Below are 20194 nucleotides of genomic sequence, written 5' to 3'. Positions count from 1 at the left end.
GGCGACTTGTGATCAACCGGAAAGTTCGGGTCTAAAATCGGCGCGCATGCCGCTGCGAAGCTTGTGCGCGCGCACCACGGGTATAAACTCGGGACCAGTTTGAAGCCTGGGCAAGGAAGGTCAGTTTTCAGATGAATCTACGCATTTCGGGAAAACACATGGACATCGGCGATGCGTTCCGCACACGCATCAACGACCGGGTCGGCGAGGCGATCGAGAAATATTTCGATCGGGGTTTTTCAGGACATGTCACGGTCATCAAATCGGGGTCGCGTTTCTCCGCCGACTGCATGGTCCGGCTCGATTCCGGCGCTTCCTTGCAGGCGACTGGCGACGCCCAGGACCCGACGCTTGCCTTCGAGGCGGCGGCCGATCGCCTGGAAACACGGCTGCGCCGCTACAAGCGCCGGCTGAAATCGCGCAATACGGGCAACGGCAATGGCGAAGAGCCGACCGACATCGCCTACACGGTGATGGCTCCCCTCACAGATGATGAGGAAGACATTCCGGAGGACTTCGCTCCGGCCATCGTCGCCGAATCAAGCATGACGCTGCGGACCATGTCGGTGGCGTCAGCTGTCATCGAGCTCGACAACAGCGACAGCCCGGTATTCCTGTTCCGCAACGCCGGGACCGACCATCTCAACATCGTCTACCGCCGGCCGGATGGCAATATCGGCTGGATCGATCCGTCGACGACCAAAGTCGCACAAGCATAAAAAGCCGGCCGCGCGAGGGGGCGACGACTGGCGCGGCAGGCGAGCAAGGGATTTTTCAAGCATGGATCTCAGCGATCTCATCAGCGTCCCGGCGATCATGCCGGCGTTGAAGGCGAATTCCAAAAAGCAGCTTCTGCAATTGCTGTCGGAGAGGGCGGCGGCGATTTCGGGAATCCCGGAACGGGAGGTGTTCGACACCATCCTGCAGCGCGAGCGGCTGGGATCGACCGGCGTCGGCAACGGCATCGCCATTCCGCACGGCAAGCTCGCCGGCGTGAAGCGGATCGCCGGTGTCTTCGCGCGGCTGGAAACGCCGGTCGATTTCGAGGCATTGGACGACCAGCCGGTCGACTTGGTGTTTCTGCTGCTGGCGCCCGAAGGCGCCGGCGCCGACCATCTCAAGGCACTGTCGCGCATCGCGCGCGTGCTGCGCGATGCCGACACGGTGGCCAAGATCAGGGGTACGCGCGACGCGGTGGCGATCCACGCCCTGCTGTCAGACACGCAGGCCTCGCACGCGGCCTGAAGTTTTGGGATTAAAGCTTCCAAGGGCCGCCGGGAGCGGCCCTTTCCATTTCGGACTGCCAGCAATCGCCCTAAAGCGCGTCGCGATCTTTCAGATTCGCTCCATGCGCTTTAGGTTTTGATTTTACGCATGTCTTTATCCCGAAACCGGTTCCCACTTTCGGGAGACATGCTTTAGTGGATGGCGACAGTGGTCAGGTCGTTCTCCAACGCACCCGCCAGCGCCCGGTCACGGGCATCGGAAAGCAGGATCGGCTGGCCGTTGGCGGCAAACAAAGCCCACAGCTCCAGGCCGGGCGCGATTTCGCCGAGGCCGGGGAAGCGGCCGCGCAGGTCGTCGCTCGACACTTTCCGCAGATAAGCGACAGAGCCTTCGCCGAGATGGGCGAGTTCGCCGCTGGTCATGGTGATCATTTCGTCAGTTCTGGTCATTTCAAGCCTCCTTGGCGCGAGGACGCCAGGATCGGCCGCCTCGCATAGAGCCATCGGCGAAGGTCAGTCTTTCACCGATATGTTTATTTTCCGTACCAGCCGCTCGGCCTCCGGCCGATCGAGATCGATCGACAGAAGGCCGTTCTTCAGCTCGGCCGCTATCACCCGCATGCCGTCGGCCAGCACGAAACAGCGCTGGAACTGGCGCGCGGCGATGCCGCGGTGGAGGAATTCGCGCTCGGTGTCGTCGGTCTGGCGACCGCGCACGATCAGCTGGTTTTCCTCCGTGGTGACATCGAGATCGCTCTCGGCGAAACCGGCAACGGCCAATGTGATGCGCAGCCTTTCGGCCTTGCCGTCAGCGGCGCTGAGGCGTTCGATGTTGTAGGGCGGATAGCTGTCGCCGGTCTTCGCCAGACGCTCCAGCGTCTTTTCCATGGCATCGAAGCCCAGAAGAAGCGGGCTGGAGAAGGGCGTCATTCGACTCATTGTTACACTGTCCTCTGAAGAGCGACACAAACTGGAAAAACCCGGATGGCATTTTTCCCGATGGTCTTGATATGGTCCGCCGCGCGATCAAGTTCAAGCCGCTGAATCAGGATGACGTTTCGTTGAACCGTCCTCCTGGCTCAGCTCTTCGTTGGAGCATGATCTTGTCCGAAAACCTTTCCACTTTTCGGGATCATGCTCGAAACCCCGCCCAAAAAGACTCCCCAAAAAGGAATTGAAATGCCCCAGTCCAGAAAGATCATCATCGACACGGATCCCGGCCAGGACGATGCCGTCGCCATATTGCTGGCGCTCGGCAGTTCCGAGTTGGAGATCGTCGGCATCACCGCCGTTGCCGGCAACGTGCCGCTGAAGCTGACCCAGAACAATGCCCGCAAGATCTGCGAATTGGCCGGCAGACCCGACATCAAGGTCTATGCCGGCGCCATCCGCCCGCTGACGCGCGAGTTGGTCACCGCCGAGGAAGTGCATGGCAAGACGGGCCTCAATGGCCCGCAGTTGCCTGAGCCCACCATGCCGTTGCAGGAACAGTACGCGGTCGATTTCATCGTCGAGACGCTGATGCGCGAAGAAAGCGGCACGATCACGCTCTGCCCGCTCGGACCGCTCACCAACATCGCGCTGGCGCTGATCCGCGAGCCCAGGATCGCGCCGCGCATCAAGGAAATCGTCCTGATGGGCGGCGGCTTCTTCGAGGGCGGCAATGTCACCCCGGCCGCCGAATTCAACATCTATGTCGACCCGCAGGCCGCCGATCTGGTGTTCAAATCGGGCATCCCGATCGTGATGATGCCGCTCGACGTCACCCACAAGGCGCTGACCTCGTCAAAGCGCATACAGGCTTTCCGCCAGCTCGGCACCAAGGTCGGCACCGCGACCGCCGAGATGCTGGAGTTCTTCGAACGGTATGACGAGGAGAAATACGGCACCGATGGCGGGCCACTGCACGATCCGTGCGTGATCGCCTATCTCCTGAAGCCGGAACTGTTCAAGGGTCGCCGCTGCAATGTCAGCGTGGAGACCGCGTCGGAGCTCACCATGGGCATGACGGTGATCGACTGGTGGGGCGTCACCAAGCGGGAAAAGAACGCCACGGTGATGCGCGACATCGACCATGACGGCTTCTTCGCGCTGCTGGTGGAAAGGCTGGGGCGGCTCAACTGAGCGTCAGACCAACAAGGCTGGCGTCGTCACCCATTGAGCAATCGATAGGTGCCGACGCCGTGCTTGTGGTGTTCTTGAAATAATTCTGGCCGAAAGCCGGAGCTTATTCTGGAAACCGATAGAAAACGAAGCCGTTGTGGCGGACGACGCGTTCTATATTCGCGTGTGAGCCGAGAAGATGCGGCCTATCGTCAGTGATAAGAACCGTACCGCCATCATCGAGGATAAGCACATAGGTTGTCGGCGCATCTTTACCCCAATGAACGCTCTTGATTGTGGCATCCAGGGTGTCGACCGAGCGGATGGGGCTGGCGTCATTTGTCACTTGCCGCAAGAAAACGAATCCACCCAATGCAAATATGGCGCCAACCAGCAAAACGCCGAGCGCGTTCTTACACAGTTCAGTGTAGCTCCTAAGCATTTTGCTTGGCCCCCAGCAACTATGATGTGGGGAGCAGAAGCGCTGTTGTGAAGGCCTATGCGTTTTGTTTTATTTGGCCTTCGAAAACGCCAGCCAGAGGCCACCGCCAACGAGAAAACTGCCGCTGATGCGCGACATCAGCCTGACGCGGCTGGCCGACAGCAGGCGTCCTGCGCGGCCGGCGGCAAGGGCGTAGGTCGAGTCCGACATGGCGGCGAAGATCATCGCCGTCAGGCCCATGACCACGATCTGCAGCGTGTAATTGCCCTGCGGCGCGATGAACTGCGGGAAGAAGGCGCCGAAGAACACCAAGGTCTTCGGATTGCTGATCGCCACGAGAAAGCCTTGCAGGAAAAAGCCGCCGCGGGGCTTCTTCGCCGACCCGTCCGGGTTCAGCGCGCCTTTTGCGCGAAACATCTGGATGCCCATCCAGATCAGGTAGGCGGCGCCGAGCAGCCGCACCCATTCGAACCAGTGGCCCATGCCGGCGATCAGCGTGTTGAGGCCGATGCCGACGATCGCGATCATGATGGCGAGCCCGGCCTGCGTGCCAGCAACGTTGGCCAGGCCCGCGCGCGAGCCGTGGCGGATGCTGTTGGCGATGATCAGCGTGACCGTGGGACCCGGCACCAGGATGATGACGATACAGGCGACGACATAGGTTGCGTAGAGTTCCAGCGACATGATTTCCCTCGAACAGGACGGCGCCGATTTGGGCGGAGCGCGATCAATGCACGGGATTGGCGTTGGCGCAAGCTGGCCGAGCAGGGCGGCCCGTCACGCGGCCCCCACCGGCCAGGGCAGCGTCGCCTCGTAGGCGGCGCCGGCCTTGAGCACGGCGAGGTCGCCGCGCGGGCGGCCGATCAATTGCATGCCCATCGGCCGGCCTTTTGCGTCGAAGCCGGCCGGCACGTTGAGCGCCGGGCAGCCGCCCAGCGTGGCAAAGGCGGAGACCTGCATCCAGCGGTGATAGCTGTCCATGGTCCGCCCCGCGACCTCGCGCGGCCAATGGGTGGTCACGCCGAAGGGGAGCACCTGCGCGGTCGGCAGGGCGATGAGGTCGAAGTGCTCGAACAGCGACAGCAGCGTCTGGTGCCAGGAGGTGCGCCGGACGCTGGCGGCGTGGATCTGCGGCGCGGTGAGGCGTATCGCCTGTTCCACTTCCCAGACGGCCTCAGGCTTCAGAAGCCTGCGGTTTTCCGGGTCATCGTAATGCGCTTTCAACCCGCAGCCGCTGCTTGCCTGGCGCAAGGTGACGAAAGCCTGCCACAGCGCCTCGAAATCGACATCCGGCACCAGTGCTTCGCTGTGGAACGAGGCGTCCGCAAAGCGGGCAAGCGCGGTCTCGCAGAGGTCGAGCACGCCCGGTTCCATCGGCAGATGGCCGCCGAGATCGCCCAGCCAGGCGACGCGGCCGCCGGAGGCTTTCGTCCCCAAGCCGTCGAGGAACGAGCCCTCCTTGGCATAGGACAAGGGCGCCTGCGGATGGTAGCCCGCCTGTTCGTCGAGCAAGAGCGCGATGTCGCGCACGCTGCGGCCCATCGGTCCCTCGACGCCCATTTGCGAATAGAAGACGTCGATGTCGGGGCCGGCGGGCACAAGCCCCTGCGAGGGACGGAAGCCGTAGACATTGTTGTAGGCGGCCGGATTGCGCAGCGAGCCGCCGAAGTCGCTGCCGTCGGCGACCGGCAGCATGTCGAGCGCCAGTGCCACCGCCGCGCCGCCGCTCGAGCCGCCGGCGGTCAGCGCCGGGTCGAAGGCGTTGAGTGTCGGCCCGAAGACCGGATTGTAGGTGTTGGAACCCAGCCCGAATTCCGGAACGTTGGTCTTGCCGATGATGATGGCGCCGGCCTTGCGGATGCGCTCGACGAAGAAGTCGTCCGTGTCAGGGATGAAATCGGCGAAGATCGGCGAGCCGAAGGTGGTCCTCAGCCCCTTGGTCAGGGCGAGGTCCTTGATGGCGATCGGCAGGCCGAACAGCGATCCAACCTCGCTGCCTCGCGCCAGATGAGCATCGGCACTGTCGGCCTCGGCCAGGATGTCGGTGCGCTCGCGCAGCGAGACGATCGCATTGACCAGCGGGTTGACGGCCTCGATGCGGTCGAGGAAAGCGCTGACGACTTCACGCACCGACAGTTGTCGCTGCCTGATGCTGTCGGCGAGCTCGACGGCGGAGAGGCGGCAGACATCGCCGGCCGCCGGCACGGCATGCTTGGTGACGGGACGCATGCTTAACGCGTTCCCGCCAAAGCCGCGTCGACATCCTTGCCGAGCGGGATCGCCGGTTGCGCGCCGGGCTTCAGGCAGGCGAGCGAGCCGGCCGCGGCGGCGCGGGTGATTGCGTCCTGAAGCGACAGGCCGGACGACAGGCCGGCGCCGAAATAGCCGCAAAAAGTGTCGCCGGCGCCGACGGTGTCGACCGGCGTGATCTTCAGCGCCGGAACGGTGAGGAAATCATCGGGCGTGGCGGCCAGCACGCCGTCGCCGCCCAGCGTGACGACGATGGCGCGGCCGGTCTTTTGAGCGTAGTCGCGCATGCGGGCAGGGCGGTCGCGCCCGGAAAGCGCCAGCGCCTCGCCGTAGAGATCGAACTCGGTTTCGTTGGCGACCGCATAGTCCGCCTTACCGAGGAAGCCGGCGGCTTCGGCTCGGAAGGGCGCGGTGTTGACCACGCTGACGCCGCCCGCCGCGCGCGCCGCGTCGAGCGCGGCTTCTACCGTCTGCAGCGGGATCTCATGTTGCAGGAGCACGACATCGCCCTTTTTGAGATAGGCCTTGGCGACATCGCCCGGCACCACCGAATCATTGGCGCCCGGCACGACGGCGATGACGTTCTCGCCATCGGCGCCGACCAGGATCAGCGCCGTGCCGGTCGAGGCGAAGCTCTGGCCGACACCGGAGAGATCGACATTGCCGGCCTTGAGAAGGGCGAGCGCGTCGGCGGCGAAACTATCCTTGCCGACCGCGCCCACCATGCGTACCTGGGCTCCCGCGCGCGCCGCGGCCAGCGCCTGGTTGGCGCCCTTGCCGCCGGGGGCGGTGGCGAAGCTCGAGCCGCGCACCGTCTCGCCGGGTTCCGGCAGGCGGTCGACATTGGCGATGAGATCGAGGTTGATCGAGCCGACAACGATAATCACAAAAACTGCCTCCCGTTGAAGCGGCCCGGGCCCGTGCTTGAAGGCGGACCTGCTCCAAGATTCTGCTTTTGCAATTCCTGGCGAAATGTGCGGCGAAGCGCTAGTCCTGGAATTGCGTGCTGGGCGCGAAGCTAGCCGCAAAGACCGCCGGTTGCCAGATCATGCCGGTTGCGCGGGCTCTTGGCCCACAGGCATCATTCGCAGCGTACCGTGACCGTACCCTGGTAGTTGCCTGCCGGGAAGATGCCGGGCGACTTGGTAGCGGTGAGATCGACCTGGATGGTGTGGGTGCCGTTGGTCACCCGCTGCGGCGAGCTGCCCGGTATGTCCAAGCCTGAGCCGTCGAGGCGGAAGACGGAGGCGAAGGTGACATTGGTGTCGCCGCCGCTCGGCGCCGAGGTGAAGGCGATCGGCGCCGGCGCAGATACGGAATAGCAGTCCAGGAGGTTAAGGATGGTGCACAGAAGCGAGTTCGCCGTGATGGTGGCGCCGGCGCTCGACCCGCCTGCCTGCTTGGAGCCTAAGATGTTGATGGTGGGATTCGATTTCATCGTCCCCGAGGCGCCGATCATGATCGTGCAGGTGCCGATGATCGCCGCCTGCGCCGGAAGGCAGAGACCGGCAAGCGCCGCAAGCGCTAACAGCGCGCTTCTATTTCCGCTTCTTTTTCTTCTCACTGCCGGTCGTGCCTCTGATGGTCCAGCCTTCGTTGGCCCACCCTGCTGATTTCACCTGGGCAGCGCTGATCTGAGCCGCGCTGGCTTGGGGTGCGGCGCCCTGAGGCGGGGAGGCGGCCACACTCCCCGTCGTCTGGCCGTCGGCGCCGAGACCCATTTTGAGGAGTTTCAATTCAAGCTGCAGGCGCTCGACTTCCAACTCGTAGAGGCGTCTGCAATCGACGCGTTTGGGCGTCCGCCCGATCGGAATCACCACGCGACCATAGGTGGCGAGGTCGCTATTGGCCTGGTTGCTGGAGTTGTTGCCGCGGATGACGCCGAGGTCGAGATAGGCGCCGCTGCCGGAAACGGCTGAGCGGCAAGTCGTGCCGTCGCTGGCATGAACCTCGTCCTGGCCTTGGGGCAGGGTAACGCCGGGCAGGCTGAAACCGGTCTGGTTCTGGTTCAGGTTCAGTATATCCTCGGCAAATCCCCGACTGACGACAGCCAGGGCGGGCAGCAAGGACAAGGTCAGAACCTGCGATGCCCGAAGAACTTTCCGCATATCTGTGCCCTTATCTGGGTCTGCTCGCTTGGAAAGGGGATACTCTCGGTACAGATACGCACTTTACGCTCGTTCGCGCCGTCGAACGGGACGACCACCAGGACAGGGCGCGACGCCTGGCCGGCCAGAAGGAAGGCGCTCGGCGTGATCCTGGCCGCGACGGGCTGGAAATCCTGGTCGTAGACATGGACCTCGACGCGGATACGCTGGTTGTACGGGTTGCCCGGAAAGACGCGGACAGCAAAGGCATCGGTGAAGGATCGCACCTCGCCTCGCATCGGCGTCATCGACTGGCCGGTCGCCGCAACGGGAGACAGCGCGGCGATCAGGCCTGCCGCCAGGATTGCAATTCTTCTCAATGCGATTCTTCTCAAGGACCGCTCCTTTCGCGTAAGGACTATTCGCAGCGCAGCGTCACCGTTGCCTGGTAGTTGCCGGCGGAGAACCGGTTCGTGCCGCTTTTGGTGCCGGCGAGATTGACCGCCACCGTCGATGTGCCCGGCACCGTCAGCGCGGTCGCGGTGCCGGTTTCGGCAATCGTCTGCGCGCCTGACGTGGCGAAGGTCGGAGTCCATGTCGTCGCCGTCGTGTCCGATGCCGGCACGGTCGTCGTTGTCACCGGGTCCACGCTGAGCGAGACGCCGCCCGTTGTATCGACCTGGGCGCTGCCTGCCGATCCGCCGGCATTGTGCGAGCTCAGCGACTGAAGATTGCTGCTCACGGTCATCGTGCCGTTGGAGTTGATCGTGATGGTGCAGGTCGCGGTGATCGTGCCGTTGAAGAGCACGTTTCCGGTCGCGGCCGATGCCGTCTGGCCGGCGCAGCCGGCCAACAGGCCTGCTGCCATTGCGGCGCGAGCGAATTTCATTGAGACCCCTCCTTCGAACCGGATGGTGCCGGCCCAACGTCGGGTCATCTTCCCTTTATCGTGGTTAATTTAGCGTTAAGTGAAATAATGTCTGGAAGCAACTTAACGGAAAACCGGCGATAACCAACGCAGGTTGTCACCGGTTGTATTTTGCAAATATGTCGATTAGTTTACTTAGGCTGTATCGATTTATATTACGATATGCGGTTTTTCACAATGGTATGCCAAAAAATCGATTGTTTCAGGAACCCACTTGCCCCGCTTCCCAGCCGAGGATGGCGCGTTTGCGTGTCAGACCCCAGTGGTAACCGGTGAGTGCGCCCGACTTGCCCAGCGCCCGATGGCAGGGCACCACGAAGGACATCGGGTTGGCGCCCACGGCCGCGCCGACGGCCCGGCTGGCGCTTGGCGCGCCGATACTAGCCGCGATCGAGGAATAGGTGCAGGCCCTGCCCATCGGGATGCGCAGCAAGGCTTCCCAGACGCGCAGCTGGAAATCGGTGCCGATCATCACCACGCGCAGCGGCTGGTCTGCGCGCCACTTCGTCGGGTCGAAGACCCGCGCGGCGTAAGCCTGGGTGGCCGACATGTCCTCGACATAAGTCGCGTTCGGCCAGCGGCCGGACATGTCGGCGAAGGCAGCCCGCTCGCCGCCGGCATCGCAAAAGGCGAGGCCGGCGAGGCCGCGGTCAGTGACCATGATCAGCGCGATGCCGAAAGGCGAGATGTGATAACCGTAGCGGATGGTGAGGCCCGCGCCCCGCGTCTTGTAGTCGCCGGGTGACATCGCCTCATGGGTGACGAAGAGGTCGTGCAGCCGGCCTGGGCCGGACATGCCGAGCTCAAACGAGGTCTCCAGCAGCGGCATGCCGGAATCGAGCAGCCTGCGCGCGTGGTCGAGCGTCACCGCCTGCAGAAAGGCTTTCGGCGACAGGCCGGCCCAGCGGGTGAACAGCTTCTGCAGGCCGGTCGGCGTCTCGCCGACTTCCTCGGCCAGCACCTCCAGCGAAGGCTGGTCGCGATAATCGAGGCTGATCTTCTCGATGGCGCGGCGCACGACGTCATAGTCGCTGCCTTCCGGGGTGATGTCGTTCTCAAGGATCGCGATCGGCTTCATCTGCGTATTCATGGTCATCTGCGCGTTCATGGCAATATCTCCTTGGCCGCGAATATCGGTCTTCCAGAGCTTTGCAACCACCCGAAACTTGCCTTCCCGACGCCGGCACCCCAGACCATCCTACAAGCCGCAGCAAGGGGCGCGACTTGGCTGGTCCGCGCGCTTGTTCGTCGGCCTTTGGAAGCTTATCCCCGCCATGCGCAAGGTCGGCAGGTTGCTGCGCTACCGGTTCTGATTTGCTTGTTTTGCTCAGAGCATGATCTTGTCCGAACCGCAGGTCAGCGAAAGCAAAAACCGGCGTCCACTTTTCGCTGACGCGGACCTTCGGTTCGGGATCATGCTCAGCGCGTCTTGGCGGTCGCCAGCGCGCGCGCAAAGGCGGTGGCGAAGCTCTCGCGGTCGTCGGGATTGAGGAAGCCGCCGATCGCCACGCTCTTGCCCTGCGCTTCGACGGCCATCCTGGTGATGCCGATCTCGCTGTGGCGGGCGATCGAGAACCGCGTCCAGAACGGGTTGAAATGATGCGCCTCCGAGCGGCCGGAAGGTGCTGTCTTGCGGATGTCGAGGCTGGTGCGCGACACCGAGATTTCCTCGCGGGCGCGCGCGGCGCGATAGTTGGCGCGGAAAGCGATATAGACGGCGATCACATCGAGGCCGAAGAAGCCGAACACGGGCCAGGCGCCATGTGCCAGGAAGAACGCGCCGGTGACCGCCCAGCCGAAGACAAGCGCCCCCATCAGGATCAGGAAACCGGTGCGGCCGAGCGAGCGGTGTGGCGTCAGCAGGGCCTGGAAAAATGGCTGGTCGGCTTCGAATGACGCGTTTGTGTCGCTCATGAGGGAATATTATAGGAAGGGACATGGCGCCTCCCAAGTCCAAAAAATCCATCGCTGTCAAAAAGCTTCAACCCGCCGCTGCCGGCGGCGGCCGGGTGACTGGTACACGGTCGCGAAAAGCCGCTTCCCGGTCGCTCTACAGTGCCGCCGAGGTGCATGAGATCTTCAGGCGCTTTTCCGTGCAGCGCCCTGAGCCGAAAGGCGAGCTCGACTATGTCAACGCCTTCACCCTACTGGTCGCGGTGGTGCTGTCCGCGCAAGCGACGGACGCCGGCGTCAACAAGGCGACGAAGGCGCTGTTCGCGGCTGCGGACACGCCAGCCAGGATGCTGGCATTGGGCGAGGCCAAGGTCGGCGACTATATCCGCACCATCGGTCTGTGGCGCAACAAGGCCAAGAACGTGATCGCGCTGTCGAAGGCGCTCATCGACGATTATGCTGGCAAGGTGCCGGAGGGTCGCGACGAGCTGGTGAAGCTGCCGGGCGTCGGGCGCAAGACCGCCAACGTCGTGCTCAACGTCGCCTTCGGCCAGCACACGATGGCGGTCGACACGCATATCTTCCGTATCGGCAACCGGATCGGGCTGGCCCCCGGCAAGACGCCGGAACAGGTCGAGCAGGGGCTGCTCAAGGTCATCCCGGCCGAGTTCATGCGGCATGCGCATCACTGGCTGATCCTGCATGGCCGCTATGTCTGCAAGGCGCGCAAGCCCGATTGCCCGGCCTGCGTCATCGCCGATATCTGCAAGTCGAAGGAAAAGACCACCGACATACCCGCCCCGCTGGTGCCGATCGCGCCGCTGGATGAGACGTTTGCGGCCGAGGCCTAGAGGTTGCTTTGCCTCCGGACGCAAAACCGCTGCGCACTTTTCCTGGAATTGCTCAGTAGCCGTAGCCGCGCGCCATGGCCGCGGCAAAACCCGGGATGAGCAGGAAGATGAAGCCTTCGGCGCGGACATAGTTCTTCACCGAAGCGAGCTCAGCCTCCGGCACCGCGAAAGATGGATTGCCGTTCGCCTGCCTGTTCCAGGAGAGGAAGCGCATGGTCGGCACGATCGACAGCAGGCCGACGATGGCGAAGGCCGCCATCTTTGCCCAGAACACCCAATTGTAAACGTAGAACTCCCAACCCTTCAGACCGAAGAACACCCGGCAGATGCCGACGATGATGATCAGCGCGGCGATGATGCCGTAATGGCGGTCGATGCCGGCAAGGCGCTTCAGCGTCGCCGCACCCAGATTGCCGCGCACCAGCACGAACTCGGCACCGATAATGCCGGCCAGCGAGAACACCAGCAGGTGATGGAGAATGGCCAATACAAGGTCGGTGGTGTCCATGTTCTTCCCTGCGCCTGGCGGCCGCGACGCGGCTGGATACCGTGTCCGAAGAGTAGCATCATCGGTCAAGATTCCCAGACGGCGAAACCGTTGCACTGGAGGATGATCTCGGCCAACCCTGGCCCTTGCCGGAGGACGTCGGTTTGCTAAGGCGTGTTGATATTCAGGTGAGGCCGGCCTGCAAACGGCGGCTTCCTGCGCGTCCGGTGCTCACGTACTTTAAGTACGCTCCGCTCCGGTTCTGAATCCACCGTTTTCGGCTTGGCCTGACCTGAATCTCAACACACCTTAGACGAGAGGAGTGCCATGAGCATCAAGACGGAAGCTGGCGTGCCGATCCTCGAGACGGCGCGGACCATCCTGCGGCCGCATCGTCCGGGCGATTTCGAGACCTATGCCGCCATGTGGGCAGAACCTGCGGTGACCCGTTTCATCGGCGGCAAGCCGCGCACGCGCGAGGAAAGCTGGATGCGCTTCCTGCGCCATGCCGGCCTGTGGTCGCTGATCGGCTACGGCTTCTGGGCGATCGAGGACAAGGCGACAGGGCGCTTCATCGGTGAGGCCGGCTTCCATGATCTGAAGCGCGAGATCGAACCTTCGATCGAAGGCGTGCCGGAAGCCGGCTGGGCCCTGGCCTCGGAGGCGCATGGCCGAGGGCTTGCGAGCGAGGTTGTCGGGCGGCTCGTCGCCTGGAGCGACGAGGCGTTCGGACAAGCGAGAACCGTCTGCATCATCGATCCGGAAAACGGCGCTTCGCTAAAGGTGGCCGAAAAGAACGGCTATGCAGAGATTCTGCGGACCACCTATCACGAGAAGCCGACGATCCTGCTCGAACGGCGGGTCGGAGGAATTGTCGCCTAGATTAGCCCGCTTTGCGGCGCAGCGTCCGCGCCAAAGTCTCCCATCCATCCGTCGTTGCATCGCGCTCGCTGCGATTGCCGCGCAGCACCGTGGTTGCGTCGAATGGCTGGGGCCGCGCAATCGCATAGCCCTGCGCATAGTCGACGCCGATCGCTTTCAAGGCGTCGATGATGCCTTCGCTTTCGACGAATTCGGCGATGGTGCGTTTTCCCGTCACCTTGCCGATGTGATGGATCATCTCGACCATCGCGCGGTCGATGCGGTCGTCGAGCATGTCCTTGACGAAGCTGCCGTCGATCTTGAGGTAGTCGACCGGCAAATGCTTCAGATAGGCGAAGGACGACATGCCGGAGCCGAAATCGTCGAGCGCGAAGCGGCAGCCAAGCCCGCGCAGATCGGCGATGAAGCGCATGGCTTCGGAAAGATTGGCAATGGCGCTGGTCTCGGTGATCTCCAGACAGATCGTTTCGGGGACGATGGCGTGCGCGGCGAACTGCTCGCGCATGAAGCCGAGGAACGTCTCGTCGCCGAAGGTGGCGCCGGAGAGATTGATCGCGCAGGTGGATATCTGGGTCGCGTGCGGATCGGCGCGCCTGGCCGCCAAGGTGGCGAAGGTGTTGCGCACCACCCAGCGGTCGATCGCCGGCATCAATCCGTAACGCTCCGCCGCCGGGATGAAGCTCTGCGGCGTGACGAAGCTGCCGTCCTCGTCGGTCAGCCTGAGCAGGATTTCGATATGCGCGCCCTGCTCCGGGATATCGTCGCGCAGGGGCGCGATCTCTTGCGCATGCAGCCTGAAGCGGTTCTGATCCAGCGCGGCGTGCAGACGCTGCACCCAGGCCATCTCGCCGAAGCGCTCGCGCAGCGCGGTGTCGCCCTCGCTGTGGAAATGGATGCGGTTGCGGCCCTTTTCCTTCGCCATGTAGCAGGCGACGTCGGCTGCGCGCAGCACCTCCTCCAGCGTCATGCCGACATTGGCGACTTCGACCATGCCGATGCTGACGCTGATGTTGAAGGGACGTCCGTCCCAGGAGAAATGCAGGTCCTGGACCGTGGCGCGCAGCCGTTCGGCGGTTGCGGCGGCACAGTCGGCATCGCAATCGAAGAGCAGCACGCCGAACTCGTCGCCGCCCAGCCTGGCCAGGATGTCGCCGGGCGGCAGCTCGTTGGCGAGCAGCACCGAGATCTGGCGCAGCAGCTGGTCGCCGGCGGCATGGCCGCATGTGTCGTTGACCAGCTTGAACTGGTCGAGGTCGAGATACATCAGCGCATGCCTGCGCGACCTTTCCGGCGCTTCGGAGATCGCGCCCGCCAGCCGGTTCTCGAAGTCGCGGCGGTTGACGAGACCGGTCAGCGCATCATGCGATGCCTGCCACGACAGGCGCTCGATATAATCCTGCTCGCGCGTCATGTCGTGCAGGGCCAGGACACAGCCGAGGATCTGGCCTGAGACGATCAGCGGCGCGCCATTCAGCGCCACCGGCACGACCGAGCTGTCGGGACGCTCCAGGAGTTGCGGGCGCACATTGGAGCGGCGCGGCTCGCCTGCCAGCAGGCGCGCGATCAGATCGGTCTCCTCGACGCCGCTGTCCTTGTCGACAAGCCGGAACAACGAGGCGATGGGCCTGCCCCTGGCTGCAGCCAGCGAGCAGGCAAGCAGCCGCTCCGCCCCGGCATTCATATAGTCAAGCCGCCCCTCGGCATCGGTGCTGATGACGGCCTGGCCGATCGAGGCGAGCGTGATCTGGGCACGCTCGCGCTCAGCGTTGAGGGCGCTCTGAAACGCCTGGCGCTGTATCATCAGCTTGCGCGTGCGCCAGACGACGAGCAGGATAAGCAAGGCGGCGGTGGCGAGATTGGCCGCCGTCAGCGCCATCTTGATGAAGCGCGATCCCTCGCCGAGGCTGTCGGAAAAGGCTTTGGCCAGCGGCCCGATCCGGCGGTCGAGCTGGTGGATTTTCGCCTTCCAGAGGCTGATCTCGGCTAGCGTTGCCGGCCCTTTTTCCAGCCTTCGATTCATCTCGTCGCCAAGTCCCTCGATGGCGAGGATCATCTCGTCGGCATCCGTCCAGTGGCGGATCGCGGTGTCGAGATAGCTGACGCCGCGGAAATTCCGGAACAGCCAGACCAGGCCGTCAACATCGTCGGGGTGGTTGTTGCCGCCGAGAAAGCCAAGCCGGGCCGCATTCGTGTCGGGCTCGGCCTGTTCGAGCGCCAGCCGCGCGGCGCGATCGGCGAGCGGCACGGCGATGGCTTGACGATATTCGTTGAAATATTCCTGCCGGCCGGTATCGGCATAGAGGTTCAGGAAGTAGATGGCGTGCTTCTGGCCTTTCGACCATTGGCTTTCGCCGCCGACATAGGCGCGGACGGCCGATAATGTGTGGAGGCTGAGGGTTGCGACCAGCGCCTGGACCAGGACTACCGCGACGAAGGGCCAGACCAGCCCTATCAGGCGCGGACCGGCATCGGTCGACGAGAGCTTCATCCCATTCCCATGGAGCTCGTTCTGGCTCCCCCGGTGTCTGTCCGACCGGCTCATCCGTCGGTTGAGACAATATTCTTCCCCGCATGTCGCCCGGTTGCTGGCGACATCGATCCAGATAGCGCGCCCGGCTTAACGTCCGATGAATTTGCCCAGTATTTGTTTCATGAATTATTGCTAAGTTACAGAAGGACGCTTACGCTGCGTGACGGCGATATTGGGTGCATAGTATCGATCCGCGTTGCCGGGGCGCGGAAGAAAAGCCGGCAACATCAACCCGATAATGTTACACCGCAGTCGTCTCTCACCGCTTGGCCTTCGATCTGTTGAGGGTCACGGCTTCGCGGACGAGCGCCGTCAACGCAGCTTCGTCGACCCTGTCGCCTTGCTTGAAATCGATGGCGCGCCTCGTGTTGCCTTCGAGGCTGGAGTTGAAGAGCTTCTTGGGATCGGGCAGCGCCGCGCCCCTGGCGAAGGTCAGCTTGACGACGGCCTTGTAGGTCTCGCCGGTGCAGATGATGCCGGCATCCTCCCAGACAGGCACACCGCGCCATTTCCACGTCTCGACGGCTTCCGGCGCGGCCTGGCGGATCAGGGCGCGGAGCCGGGCAAGCATCTCGCCGCGCCAGTCGCCGAGTTCCTCGATCCTTCCGTCGATCAGATCGGATGCGGACTTGCCGTCCTGCTCGCCGTCTTTTTGCATGTCTGGTTTCTCCTCGATGCTGGATATGAGATCGCCACCGTGGCCCTTCGGGGAGACGGCGCTTGATCCTTCGTGCGCTTACATCCGTTCGCCGGGCAGCCGGCTCGCCTGTTTCACCCAGGAGACGAATTGCTCCTCGTCGAGCCGATCGTTCTCATGGATATGCAAATAGCGCGTGTCCCTGCTCTTGGATTCGACGGGCGGCACGGGCTTGAGCGACAGACCACGGAAGAACGCCACCTTGATGTATCTGGCGAAGCAATGGATGCCGAGAAACCAGCCTTCGCCCTCCATGCCGTAGAATGGAGAGTTCCATTTGACGGCCTTTTGCACGTTGGGAATGGCTTGCACGATGAGCTGGTCGAGCCGGCGCCCGACCTCGCTCTTCCAGCCCGGCATCGCCGCGATATAGGCCTGCACGGGAGGGTCACCATGGCCCTTGGCGATCTGCGGATTGCCGCCCGAAAGCAGGACCGGCGTCTCGTCCTGAGATGCGTCGGCTTTCGATTTCGCCTTCGCCATCAGGCCGATCCCGTGCGCTCGCGCGACGGCTCGCCGCGCCATCTGGCGGCATAGGGCAGCACGAACATGTAGAGCCCGCTGAACAAAAGCAGGAAAAGCGGGATCAACGGCGAATAGACGATCCAGGCGGGCGGCGGGCCCATGGCCATGGCGGCGAAATTGGCAATGACGGTGACGGTGAAGATGATCGATAGCCAGCGGTGAAGCTGCCTGATCCATTTGCTCCAGTTCAATCTAACCTCCCTTGCAAATGACAAGACGAGGCGCCTACCAGCGCGCCAGCTGCGAAAGCTGGACGAGGTTGCCGCAGGTGTCGTTGAGCTGCGCGATGGTGGCGCCGGTCACCGCGGTTGGCGCCATGGCGAAGGTGCCGCCCTTGGCCTTGATGCGCTCGTGGTCGGCCTTGATGTCGTCGCTGAACAGCATCAGCGCGGGCTGGCCCTGCTTGAAGATGGCCTGCTGATAGGTCTTTGCCGCCGGATTGTCGTTGAGTGCCAGCTGCAGTTCGGTGCCATTCGGATCGTCGGGCGAGGCGACGGTCAGCCAGCGGAATGGACCGTTGGTGAAATCCGCCTTCCTGGTGAAGCCCAGAATGCCGGTGTAGAAGGCGAGGGCCTTCTCCTGGTCGTCGACATAGATGCTGGTCAACTTGATCTTCATTTCGATATCTCCATGGCTTACGCCTGCGGCGTCCCGGCCCGCCAAACAGTGTGTTGTTCCGAGCAGTCCTGCCGTTGGCGGCGACCTTCAGTCGAGCCGCGAAAGGACCTCCTCCAAGGTCGCCAGGTATCTCTTCCAGCCGACGGTGGCGCCGCGGTAGTACGGCTCCTGATCCGTGCGGAAGCCGACCTGCTCCATACGCAGATGCGTGCCCGTGCCCGTCGGGGTCAGCGTCCAGGTGACCACGCTCTCGAGGTCCTTGGTGTCCCAGCTGTAGGACAGCGTCCGGTTTGGTTCGACCGTCCGCACCTGGCAGTCGACGCCACCCCATTCGGCGCTCAGATTGAAGCGATGGTCTACGACCGGCATGAAGTCGTTCTTCATCAGCCACGCCTCGATGAGATGCGGTTGGGTGAGCGCGCGCCAAATCTTTTCCGGCGCAAAAGGTATCTCGCGCTCGACGATGACGGAGCGCGTTGCGGCTTCGTTCATTGATCCATCCTTTTGAGCAGGTCTTCGAGATCGTCGAACCGGCTTTCCCAGAACCCCGCCATGTCGCGCGTCCAATCCATCAATGGCGCAAGCGCCTTGATCTGCGCGCTGTAATGGGTCTGGCGCCCTTCATGACGGTCACGAACCAGACCCGCCTCCTTGAGCACGCCCAGATGCTTCGACACCGCCGGCTGCGACACACCGGCCTGCGCGGTCAGGGCTCCGACCGTCTGCTCGCCCTGCCGGCACAGGCGCTCGAAAATGGCGCGGCGGGTCGGATCGGCAAGCGTCCTGAACAGCATATCGTGCGCGGTCGTCATTTCTAATCAATAACCCGGTGGCTATTGATTGACGTATAACCGTTGGGATATGTATGAGTCAAGCGGTGAATAGGGATGGCCCGGCCGCGACCGCGACGGGGGCGTCGCCGGCATGCCGGAATGGGCCGAACGATATTGACAGCTGTCCGCCTAGGACGGACCGGTCGCCGGAATGGTCAGATCCCGCAGCAGCGTCGAAAGCTCAGGCTCGTCGATGAGCAGGGCAGCGTCTGCCGGCGGCAGCCATGCGCGTTGCCGGTTCGCGGCCTCCCGCCAATCGGCAAGTTCCTCCGTGACCTGGAGGAGATAGACCGAAACGTCCACCCGAATGAAGCCATCGGTCATGCGTTTCCAATAGGAATAGGTACCGGCAGGCTGCTTCAGGGCCTTGCCGAGAACGCCGGCCTCTTCCTGAGCTTCGATCGTCGCCGCCCTGCGTCCGCTCTTGCCCTTCATCGGCCAACCCTTGGGCACAATGAAGCGCCGCGTGGTGCGTGAGGTGACGAGCAGCACTTCGAGGCCGCCGTCTTCCCGCAACCGAAACGGAATGGCCGCCACCTGGCGGATCCGTTGCCCTTTCTTGGCTTTGCGAACTGCTTTCTTCTTGGTTGTTGCCATCCCAAATTCCGGTAGGAGCAGCGTCCCGCCGCAAGCTACCGCGCGGCAAAAACCTGTCCCCCTGCAAACCCTAAAACCACCGCCCTTGCAATCCGGTATTTTGCCGGTAAGTAAGTCGGCTAATAAACTGAAAAAAACAAAATGTCAGCGGCAAACCCGCGAAATCGTGTTGCCGACCGCTTCCATTCGACATGTCTGATCATATACCGGCACGTTGGGCTGAGGCTGGCGCGCGGTCGGCCGGTCGAGCTCACGATAAATCTGCTGCTGCTGCTGGTATTGCTGCCGCTGCAATTGGTTCTGCAACTGTTGCAGCTGGTTCTGCTGCACCAATGCGTTGCGATTCGTCGGGATGACGACCTGGGCCGATACGCCGGAAGCCATGCCCAGCAAGCCGGTGGCCGCCAGGACAGCTGAAATCAGAAACGTCGATAGGCGGCGGGACGACATGGCTTCCTTGTCCGCATGAAAAACAGAACCTCTGCCTAATATAGGGTGTTCGAGCGGCGGCGCCATGGTCAGCTGATCGATTGTCATGCCAATGAAAATCCGGCCCGTGCCTCAGCATTGCACTTGACGGCGGCGGCGGCTGGCGGCTCTAACAGCGGCTCCGCCCCGTCCACGCGACTGGCCGGTTGCAAAGAGGGATTCGATGAAAATCAGGTATAAGTTTGCCATAGCGATGCTGGCCGTCGCGGGCATCGTCGGTCCGCCGGCATTCGCCGCGCAGAACAAGGGCGACAAGGTGGCCGCTCAGCCCGCCGGCGCGGCGGCCAAGCCGCAACTGCCGGGTGGCGCGTCGGCGCTTTCGGAAACGCATGGCGACTGGACGGTGAACTGCCAGGTCACCGGCACCAACAAGGTCTGCAGCCTGTCGCATCAGCAGTTCAACAAGCAGAGCGGCCAGCGGCTGCTGGCGATCGAATTGACGACCAAGACCGGCCAGGACGCCAGCGGCACGCTGGCGCTGCCCTTCGGACTTGCGCTCGCCAACGGCGTCGCGCTCGAGATCGACGACAAGAAGCTTGACGGTACGCTGCAGTTCAACACCTGCCAGGCGGTGGGTTGCCTGGTGCCGGTGACGTTCGACGCCGACACCACGCCGCTGCTGCAGAACGCCACCACGCTGAAGATCGACGCTATCGCCGCGGACACCATGCAGCCGATCTCCTTCACCATCTCGCTCAACGGTTTTGGCAGCGCGCTGGCGCGGACGGCGGATCTGTCGGCGGATTGACCAGCGGC

General features: G+C 63.2%; 28 protein-coding genes. 6 read left to right on the top strand and 22 right to left on the bottom strand.

All coding sequences use genetic code 11. The features are described from left to right. The first annotated feature begins 131 nt into the window (after positions 1-131). Both raiA and ptsN read left to right on the top strand, forming a co-directional pair. Positions 132-719, top strand: coding sequence for a ribosome-associated translation inhibitor RaiA (gene raiA / locus E5X34_RS06155; RefSeq protein ID WP_042641062.1), 588 nt, complete (start codon positions 132-134; stop codon positions 717-719). 61 nt (positions 720-780) lie between these two features. Beyond that, positions 781-1245 (top strand): PTS IIA-like nitrogen regulatory protein PtsN, encoded by a 465-nt coding sequence (gene ptsN / locus E5X34_RS06150; RefSeq protein ID WP_042641064.1) that lies wholly within the window; start codon positions 781-783, stop codon positions 1243-1245. 173 nt (positions 1246-1418) lie between these two features. Here ptsN and E5X34_RS06145 read toward each other — a convergent pair whose 3' ends face one another. Both E5X34_RS06145 and E5X34_RS06140 read right to left on the bottom strand, forming a co-directional pair. Continuing rightward, positions 1419-1676 (bottom strand): DUF1150 family protein, encoded by a 258-nt coding sequence (locus tag E5X34_RS06145; RefSeq protein ID WP_126081194.1) that lies wholly within the window; start codon positions 1674-1676, stop codon positions 1419-1421. A gap of 63 nt (positions 1677-1739) precedes the next feature. Next, positions 1740-2165, bottom strand: a complete 426-nt coding sequence (locus E5X34_RS06140; protein ID WP_042641067.1) for an Hsp20 family protein — start codon at positions 2163-2165, stop codon at positions 1740-1742. A gap of 240 nt (positions 2166-2405) precedes the next feature. Here E5X34_RS06140 and E5X34_RS06135 point away from each other — a divergent pair, with 240 nt between their 5' ends. Continuing rightward, positions 2406-3350 carry a nucleoside hydrolase gene (locus tag E5X34_RS06135; RefSeq protein WP_292562260.1) on the top strand — a complete coding sequence of 315 codons (945 nt, stop codon included), beginning with the start codon at positions 2406-2408 and terminating at the stop codon, positions 3348-3350. A gap of 103 nt (positions 3351-3453) precedes the next feature. On the opposite strand, the gene E5X34_RS06130 is transcribed toward E5X34_RS06135, so the two are convergent. The 10 genes from E5X34_RS06130 to E5X34_RS06085 form a co-directional block, all read right to left on the bottom strand. Next, a complete protein-coding gene (locus E5X34_RS06130; RefSeq protein ID WP_292562259.1) occupies positions 3454-3771 on the bottom strand; it encodes a hypothetical protein in 318 nt (105 codons plus the stop codon). A gap of 69 nt (positions 3772-3840) precedes the next feature. Next, positions 3841-4455, bottom strand: a complete 615-nt coding sequence (locus E5X34_RS06125) for a LysE family translocator (protein ID WP_292562257.1) — start codon at positions 4453-4455, stop codon at positions 3841-3843. 93 nt (positions 4456-4548) lie between these two features. Then, positions 4549-6000 carry an amidase gene (locus E5X34_RS06120; RefSeq protein WP_292562255.1) on the bottom strand — a complete coding sequence of 484 codons (1452 nt, stop codon included), beginning with the start codon at positions 5998-6000 and terminating at the stop codon, positions 4549-4551. Positions 6001-6002: 2 nt separating this feature from the next. Continuing rightward, positions 6003-6908 (bottom strand): ribokinase, encoded by a 906-nt coding sequence (locus E5X34_RS06115; RefSeq protein WP_292562253.1) that lies wholly within the window; start codon positions 6906-6908, stop codon positions 6003-6005. Between the two features lie 194 nt (positions 6909-7102). Further along, the gene (locus E5X34_RS06110; RefSeq protein ID WP_292562251.1) at positions 7103-7585 is read right to left on the bottom strand and encodes a hypothetical protein; all 483 of its coding nucleotides are present in this window, start codon (positions 7583-7585) and stop codon (positions 7103-7105) included. After that, the gene (locus E5X34_RS06105) at positions 7560-8129 is read right to left on the bottom strand and encodes a hypothetical protein (protein ID WP_292562250.1); all 570 of its coding nucleotides are present in this window, start codon (positions 8127-8129) and stop codon (positions 7560-7562) included. The genes E5X34_RS06110 and E5X34_RS06105 overlap by 26 nt, the downstream gene beginning before the upstream one ends. Then, positions 8096-8479 carry a hypothetical protein gene (locus E5X34_RS06100; RefSeq protein ID WP_245430037.1) on the bottom strand — a complete coding sequence of 128 codons (384 nt, stop codon included), beginning with the start codon at positions 8477-8479 and terminating at the stop codon, positions 8096-8098. Before E5X34_RS06100 ends, E5X34_RS06105 begins: the two co-directional genes overlap by 34 nt. A gap of 47 nt (positions 8480-8526) precedes the next feature. After that, positions 8527-8997: a hypothetical protein gene (locus E5X34_RS06095; protein ID WP_292562248.1), complete on the bottom strand. Its 471-nt coding sequence runs from the start codon at positions 8995-8997 to the stop codon at positions 8527-8529. Between the two features lie 241 nt (positions 8998-9238). After that, positions 9239-10144, bottom strand: a complete 906-nt coding sequence (locus tag E5X34_RS06090; protein WP_042641085.1) for a methylated-DNA--[protein]-cysteine S-methyltransferase — start codon at positions 10142-10144, stop codon at positions 9239-9241. 311 nt (positions 10145-10455) lie between these two features. Then, positions 10456-10950, bottom strand: a complete 495-nt coding sequence (locus tag E5X34_RS06085; RefSeq protein WP_292562246.1) for a DUF2244 domain-containing protein — start codon at positions 10948-10950, stop codon at positions 10456-10458. Between the two features lie 23 nt (positions 10951-10973). On the opposite strand from E5X34_RS06085, the gene nth reads away from it, so the two are divergent. Next, positions 10974-11780 carry an endonuclease III gene (gene nth / locus E5X34_RS06080; RefSeq protein ID WP_292562244.1) on the top strand — a complete coding sequence of 269 codons (807 nt, stop codon included), beginning with the start codon at positions 10974-10976 and terminating at the stop codon, positions 11778-11780. A 52-nt stretch (positions 11781-11832) separates the two neighbouring features. Here the strand turns inward: nth and E5X34_RS06075 are convergent, their stop codons facing one another. Beyond that, entirely contained in the window at positions 11833-12288 is a 456-nt protein-coding gene (locus tag E5X34_RS06075) for a DUF2214 family protein (RefSeq protein WP_292562242.1), read from the bottom strand. Between the two features lie 306 nt (positions 12289-12594). Between E5X34_RS06075 and E5X34_RS06070 the strand changes: the two genes are divergently transcribed. Further along, the gene (locus tag E5X34_RS06070; RefSeq protein WP_292562240.1) at positions 12595-13149 is read left to right on the top strand and encodes a GNAT family N-acetyltransferase; all 555 of its coding nucleotides are present in this window, start codon (positions 12595-12597) and stop codon (positions 13147-13149) included. 1 nt (position 13150) lies between these two features. Here the strand turns inward: E5X34_RS06070 and E5X34_RS06065 are convergent, their stop codons facing one another. From E5X34_RS06065 to E5X34_RS06025, 9 genes are all read right to left on the bottom strand, one after another. Beyond that, on the bottom strand, positions 13151-15637 hold the full coding sequence (locus E5X34_RS06065) for an EAL domain-containing protein (protein WP_292562238.1): 2487 nt from the start codon (positions 15635-15637) through the stop codon (positions 13151-13153). 301 nt (positions 15638-15938) lie between these two features. After that, positions 15939-16337 carry a DUF1801 domain-containing protein gene (locus E5X34_RS06060; RefSeq protein ID WP_292562237.1) on the bottom strand — a complete coding sequence of 133 codons (399 nt, stop codon included), beginning with the start codon at positions 16335-16337 and terminating at the stop codon, positions 15939-15941. 78 nt (positions 16338-16415) lie between these two features. Then, a complete protein-coding gene (locus E5X34_RS06055; RefSeq protein WP_292562235.1) occupies positions 16416-16859 on the bottom strand; it encodes a DUF1801 domain-containing protein in 444 nt (147 codons plus the stop codon). Continuing rightward, positions 16859-17092, bottom strand: a complete 234-nt coding sequence (locus tag E5X34_RS06050; RefSeq protein ID WP_292562232.1) for a hypothetical protein — start codon at positions 17090-17092, stop codon at positions 16859-16861. Before E5X34_RS06050 ends, E5X34_RS06055 begins: the two co-directional genes overlap by 1 nt. 34 nt (positions 17093-17126) lie before the next feature. Continuing rightward, positions 17127-17519 (bottom strand): VOC family protein, encoded by a 393-nt coding sequence (locus E5X34_RS06045; protein WP_292562230.1) that lies wholly within the window; start codon positions 17517-17519, stop codon positions 17127-17129. Between the two features lie 87 nt (positions 17520-17606). Continuing rightward, the gene (locus E5X34_RS06040; protein ID WP_292562228.1) at positions 17607-18011 is read right to left on the bottom strand and encodes an SRPBCC domain-containing protein; all 405 of its coding nucleotides are present in this window, start codon (positions 18009-18011) and stop codon (positions 17607-17609) included. Further along, entirely contained in the window at positions 18008-18331 is a 324-nt protein-coding gene (locus E5X34_RS06035; protein ID WP_126064393.1) for a metalloregulator ArsR/SmtB family transcription factor, read from the bottom strand. Before E5X34_RS06035 ends, E5X34_RS06040 begins: the two co-directional genes overlap by 4 nt. Before the next feature lie 150 nt (positions 18332-18481). Then, positions 18482-18949 carry an NUDIX hydrolase gene (locus E5X34_RS06030; RefSeq protein WP_292562226.1) on the bottom strand — a complete coding sequence of 156 codons (468 nt, stop codon included), beginning with the start codon at positions 18947-18949 and terminating at the stop codon, positions 18482-18484. 144 nt (positions 18950-19093) lie between these two features. Continuing rightward, positions 19094-19486: a hypothetical protein gene (locus E5X34_RS06025; protein WP_292562224.1), complete on the bottom strand. Its 393-nt coding sequence runs from the start codon at positions 19484-19486 to the stop codon at positions 19094-19096. A gap of 115 nt (positions 19487-19601) precedes the next feature. Here E5X34_RS06025 and E5X34_RS06020 point away from each other — a divergent pair, with 115 nt between their 5' ends. After that, a complete protein-coding gene (locus E5X34_RS06020; RefSeq protein ID WP_292562222.1) occupies positions 19602-20186 on the top strand; it encodes an invasion associated locus B family protein in 585 nt (194 codons plus the stop codon). Positions 20187-20194 lie beyond the last annotated feature (8 nt).

The sequence above is a fragment of the Mesorhizobium sp. genome, from assembly GCF_004963255.1.
In the GTDB taxonomy this organism is placed as follows: domain Bacteria; phylum Pseudomonadota; class Alphaproteobacteria; order Rhizobiales; family Rhizobiaceae; genus Mesorhizobium.
Note: the sequence above shows the minus strand (reverse complement) of the source record. Positions and strands in the feature narration are given on the sequence as shown.

Coding starts and splice junctions, on each gene's coding strand:
- E5X34_RS06130 (WP_292562259.1), bottom strand. CDS start 3,771: ATGCTTAGGAGCTACACTGAACTGTGTAAGAACGCGCTCGGCGTTTTG.
- E5X34_RS06145 (WP_126081194.1), bottom strand. CDS start 1,676: ATGACCAGAACTGACGAAATGATCACCATGACCAGCGGCGAACTCGCC.
- E5X34_RS06120 (WP_292562255.1), bottom strand. CDS start 6,000: ATGCGTCCCGTCACCAAGCATGCCGTGCCGGCGGCCGGCGATGTCTGC.
- raiA (WP_042641062.1), top strand. CDS start 132: ATGAATCTACGCATTTCGGGAAAACACATGGACATCGGCGATGCGTTC.
- E5X34_RS06140 (WP_042641067.1), bottom strand. CDS start 2,165: ATGAGTCGAATGACGCCCTTCTCCAGCCCGCTTCTTCTGGGCTTCGAT.
- E5X34_RS06090 (WP_042641085.1), bottom strand. CDS start 10,144: ATGAACGCGCAGATGACCATGAATACGCAGATGAAGCCGATCGCGATC.
- E5X34_RS06040 (WP_292562228.1), bottom strand. CDS start 18,011: ATGAACGAAGCCGCAACGCGCTCCGTCATCGTCGAGCGCGAGATACCT.
- E5X34_RS06135 (WP_292562260.1), top strand. CDS start 2,406: ATGCCCCAGTCCAGAAAGATCATCATCGACACGGATCCCGGCCAGGAC.
- E5X34_RS06105 (WP_292562250.1), bottom strand. CDS start 8,129: ATGCGGAAAGTTCTTCGGGCATCGCAGGTTCTGACCTTGTCCTTGCTG.
- E5X34_RS06045 (WP_292562230.1), bottom strand. CDS start 17,519: ATGAAGATCAAGTTGACCAGCATCTATGTCGACGACCAGGAGAAGGCC.
- E5X34_RS06020 (WP_292562222.1), top strand. CDS start 19,602: ATGAAAATCAGGTATAAGTTTGCCATAGCGATGCTGGCCGTCGCGGGC.
- ptsN (WP_042641064.1), top strand. CDS start 781: ATGGATCTCAGCGATCTCATCAGCGTCCCGGCGATCATGCCGGCGTTG.
- E5X34_RS06060 (WP_292562237.1), bottom strand. CDS start 16,337: ATGCAAAAAGACGGCGAGCAGGACGGCAAGTCCGCATCCGATCTGATC.
- E5X34_RS06065 (WP_292562238.1), bottom strand. CDS start 15,637: ATGAAGCTCTCGTCGACCGATGCCGGTCCGCGCCTGATAGGGCTGGTC.
- E5X34_RS06030 (WP_292562226.1), bottom strand. CDS start 18,949: ATGGCAACAACCAAGAAGAAAGCAGTTCGCAAAGCCAAGAAAGGGCAA.
- E5X34_RS06070 (WP_292562240.1), top strand. CDS start 12,595: ATGAGCATCAAGACGGAAGCTGGCGTGCCGATCCTCGAGACGGCGCGG.
- E5X34_RS06025 (WP_292562224.1), bottom strand. CDS start 19,486: ATGACAATCGATCAGCTGACCATGGCGCCGCCGCTCGAACACCCTATA.
- E5X34_RS06055 (WP_292562235.1), bottom strand. CDS start 16,859: ATGGCGAAGGCGAAATCGAAAGCCGACGCATCTCAGGACGAGACGCCG.
- nth (WP_292562244.1), top strand. CDS start 10,974: ATGGCGCCTCCCAAGTCCAAAAAATCCATCGCTGTCAAAAAGCTTCAA.
- E5X34_RS06035 (WP_126064393.1), bottom strand. CDS start 18,331: ATGACGACCGCGCACGATATGCTGTTCAGGACGCTTGCCGATCCGACC.
- E5X34_RS06075 (WP_292562242.1), bottom strand. CDS start 12,288: ATGGACACCACCGACCTTGTATTGGCCATTCTCCATCACCTGCTGGTG.
- E5X34_RS06085 (WP_292562246.1), bottom strand. CDS start 10,950: ATGAGCGACACAAACGCGTCATTCGAAGCCGACCAGCCATTTTTCCAG.
- E5X34_RS06125 (WP_292562257.1), bottom strand. CDS start 4,455: ATGTCGCTGGAACTCTACGCAACCTATGTCGTCGCCTGTATCGTCATC.
- E5X34_RS06095 (WP_292562248.1), bottom strand. CDS start 8,997: ATGAAATTCGCTCGCGCCGCAATGGCAGCAGGCCTGTTGGCCGGCTGC.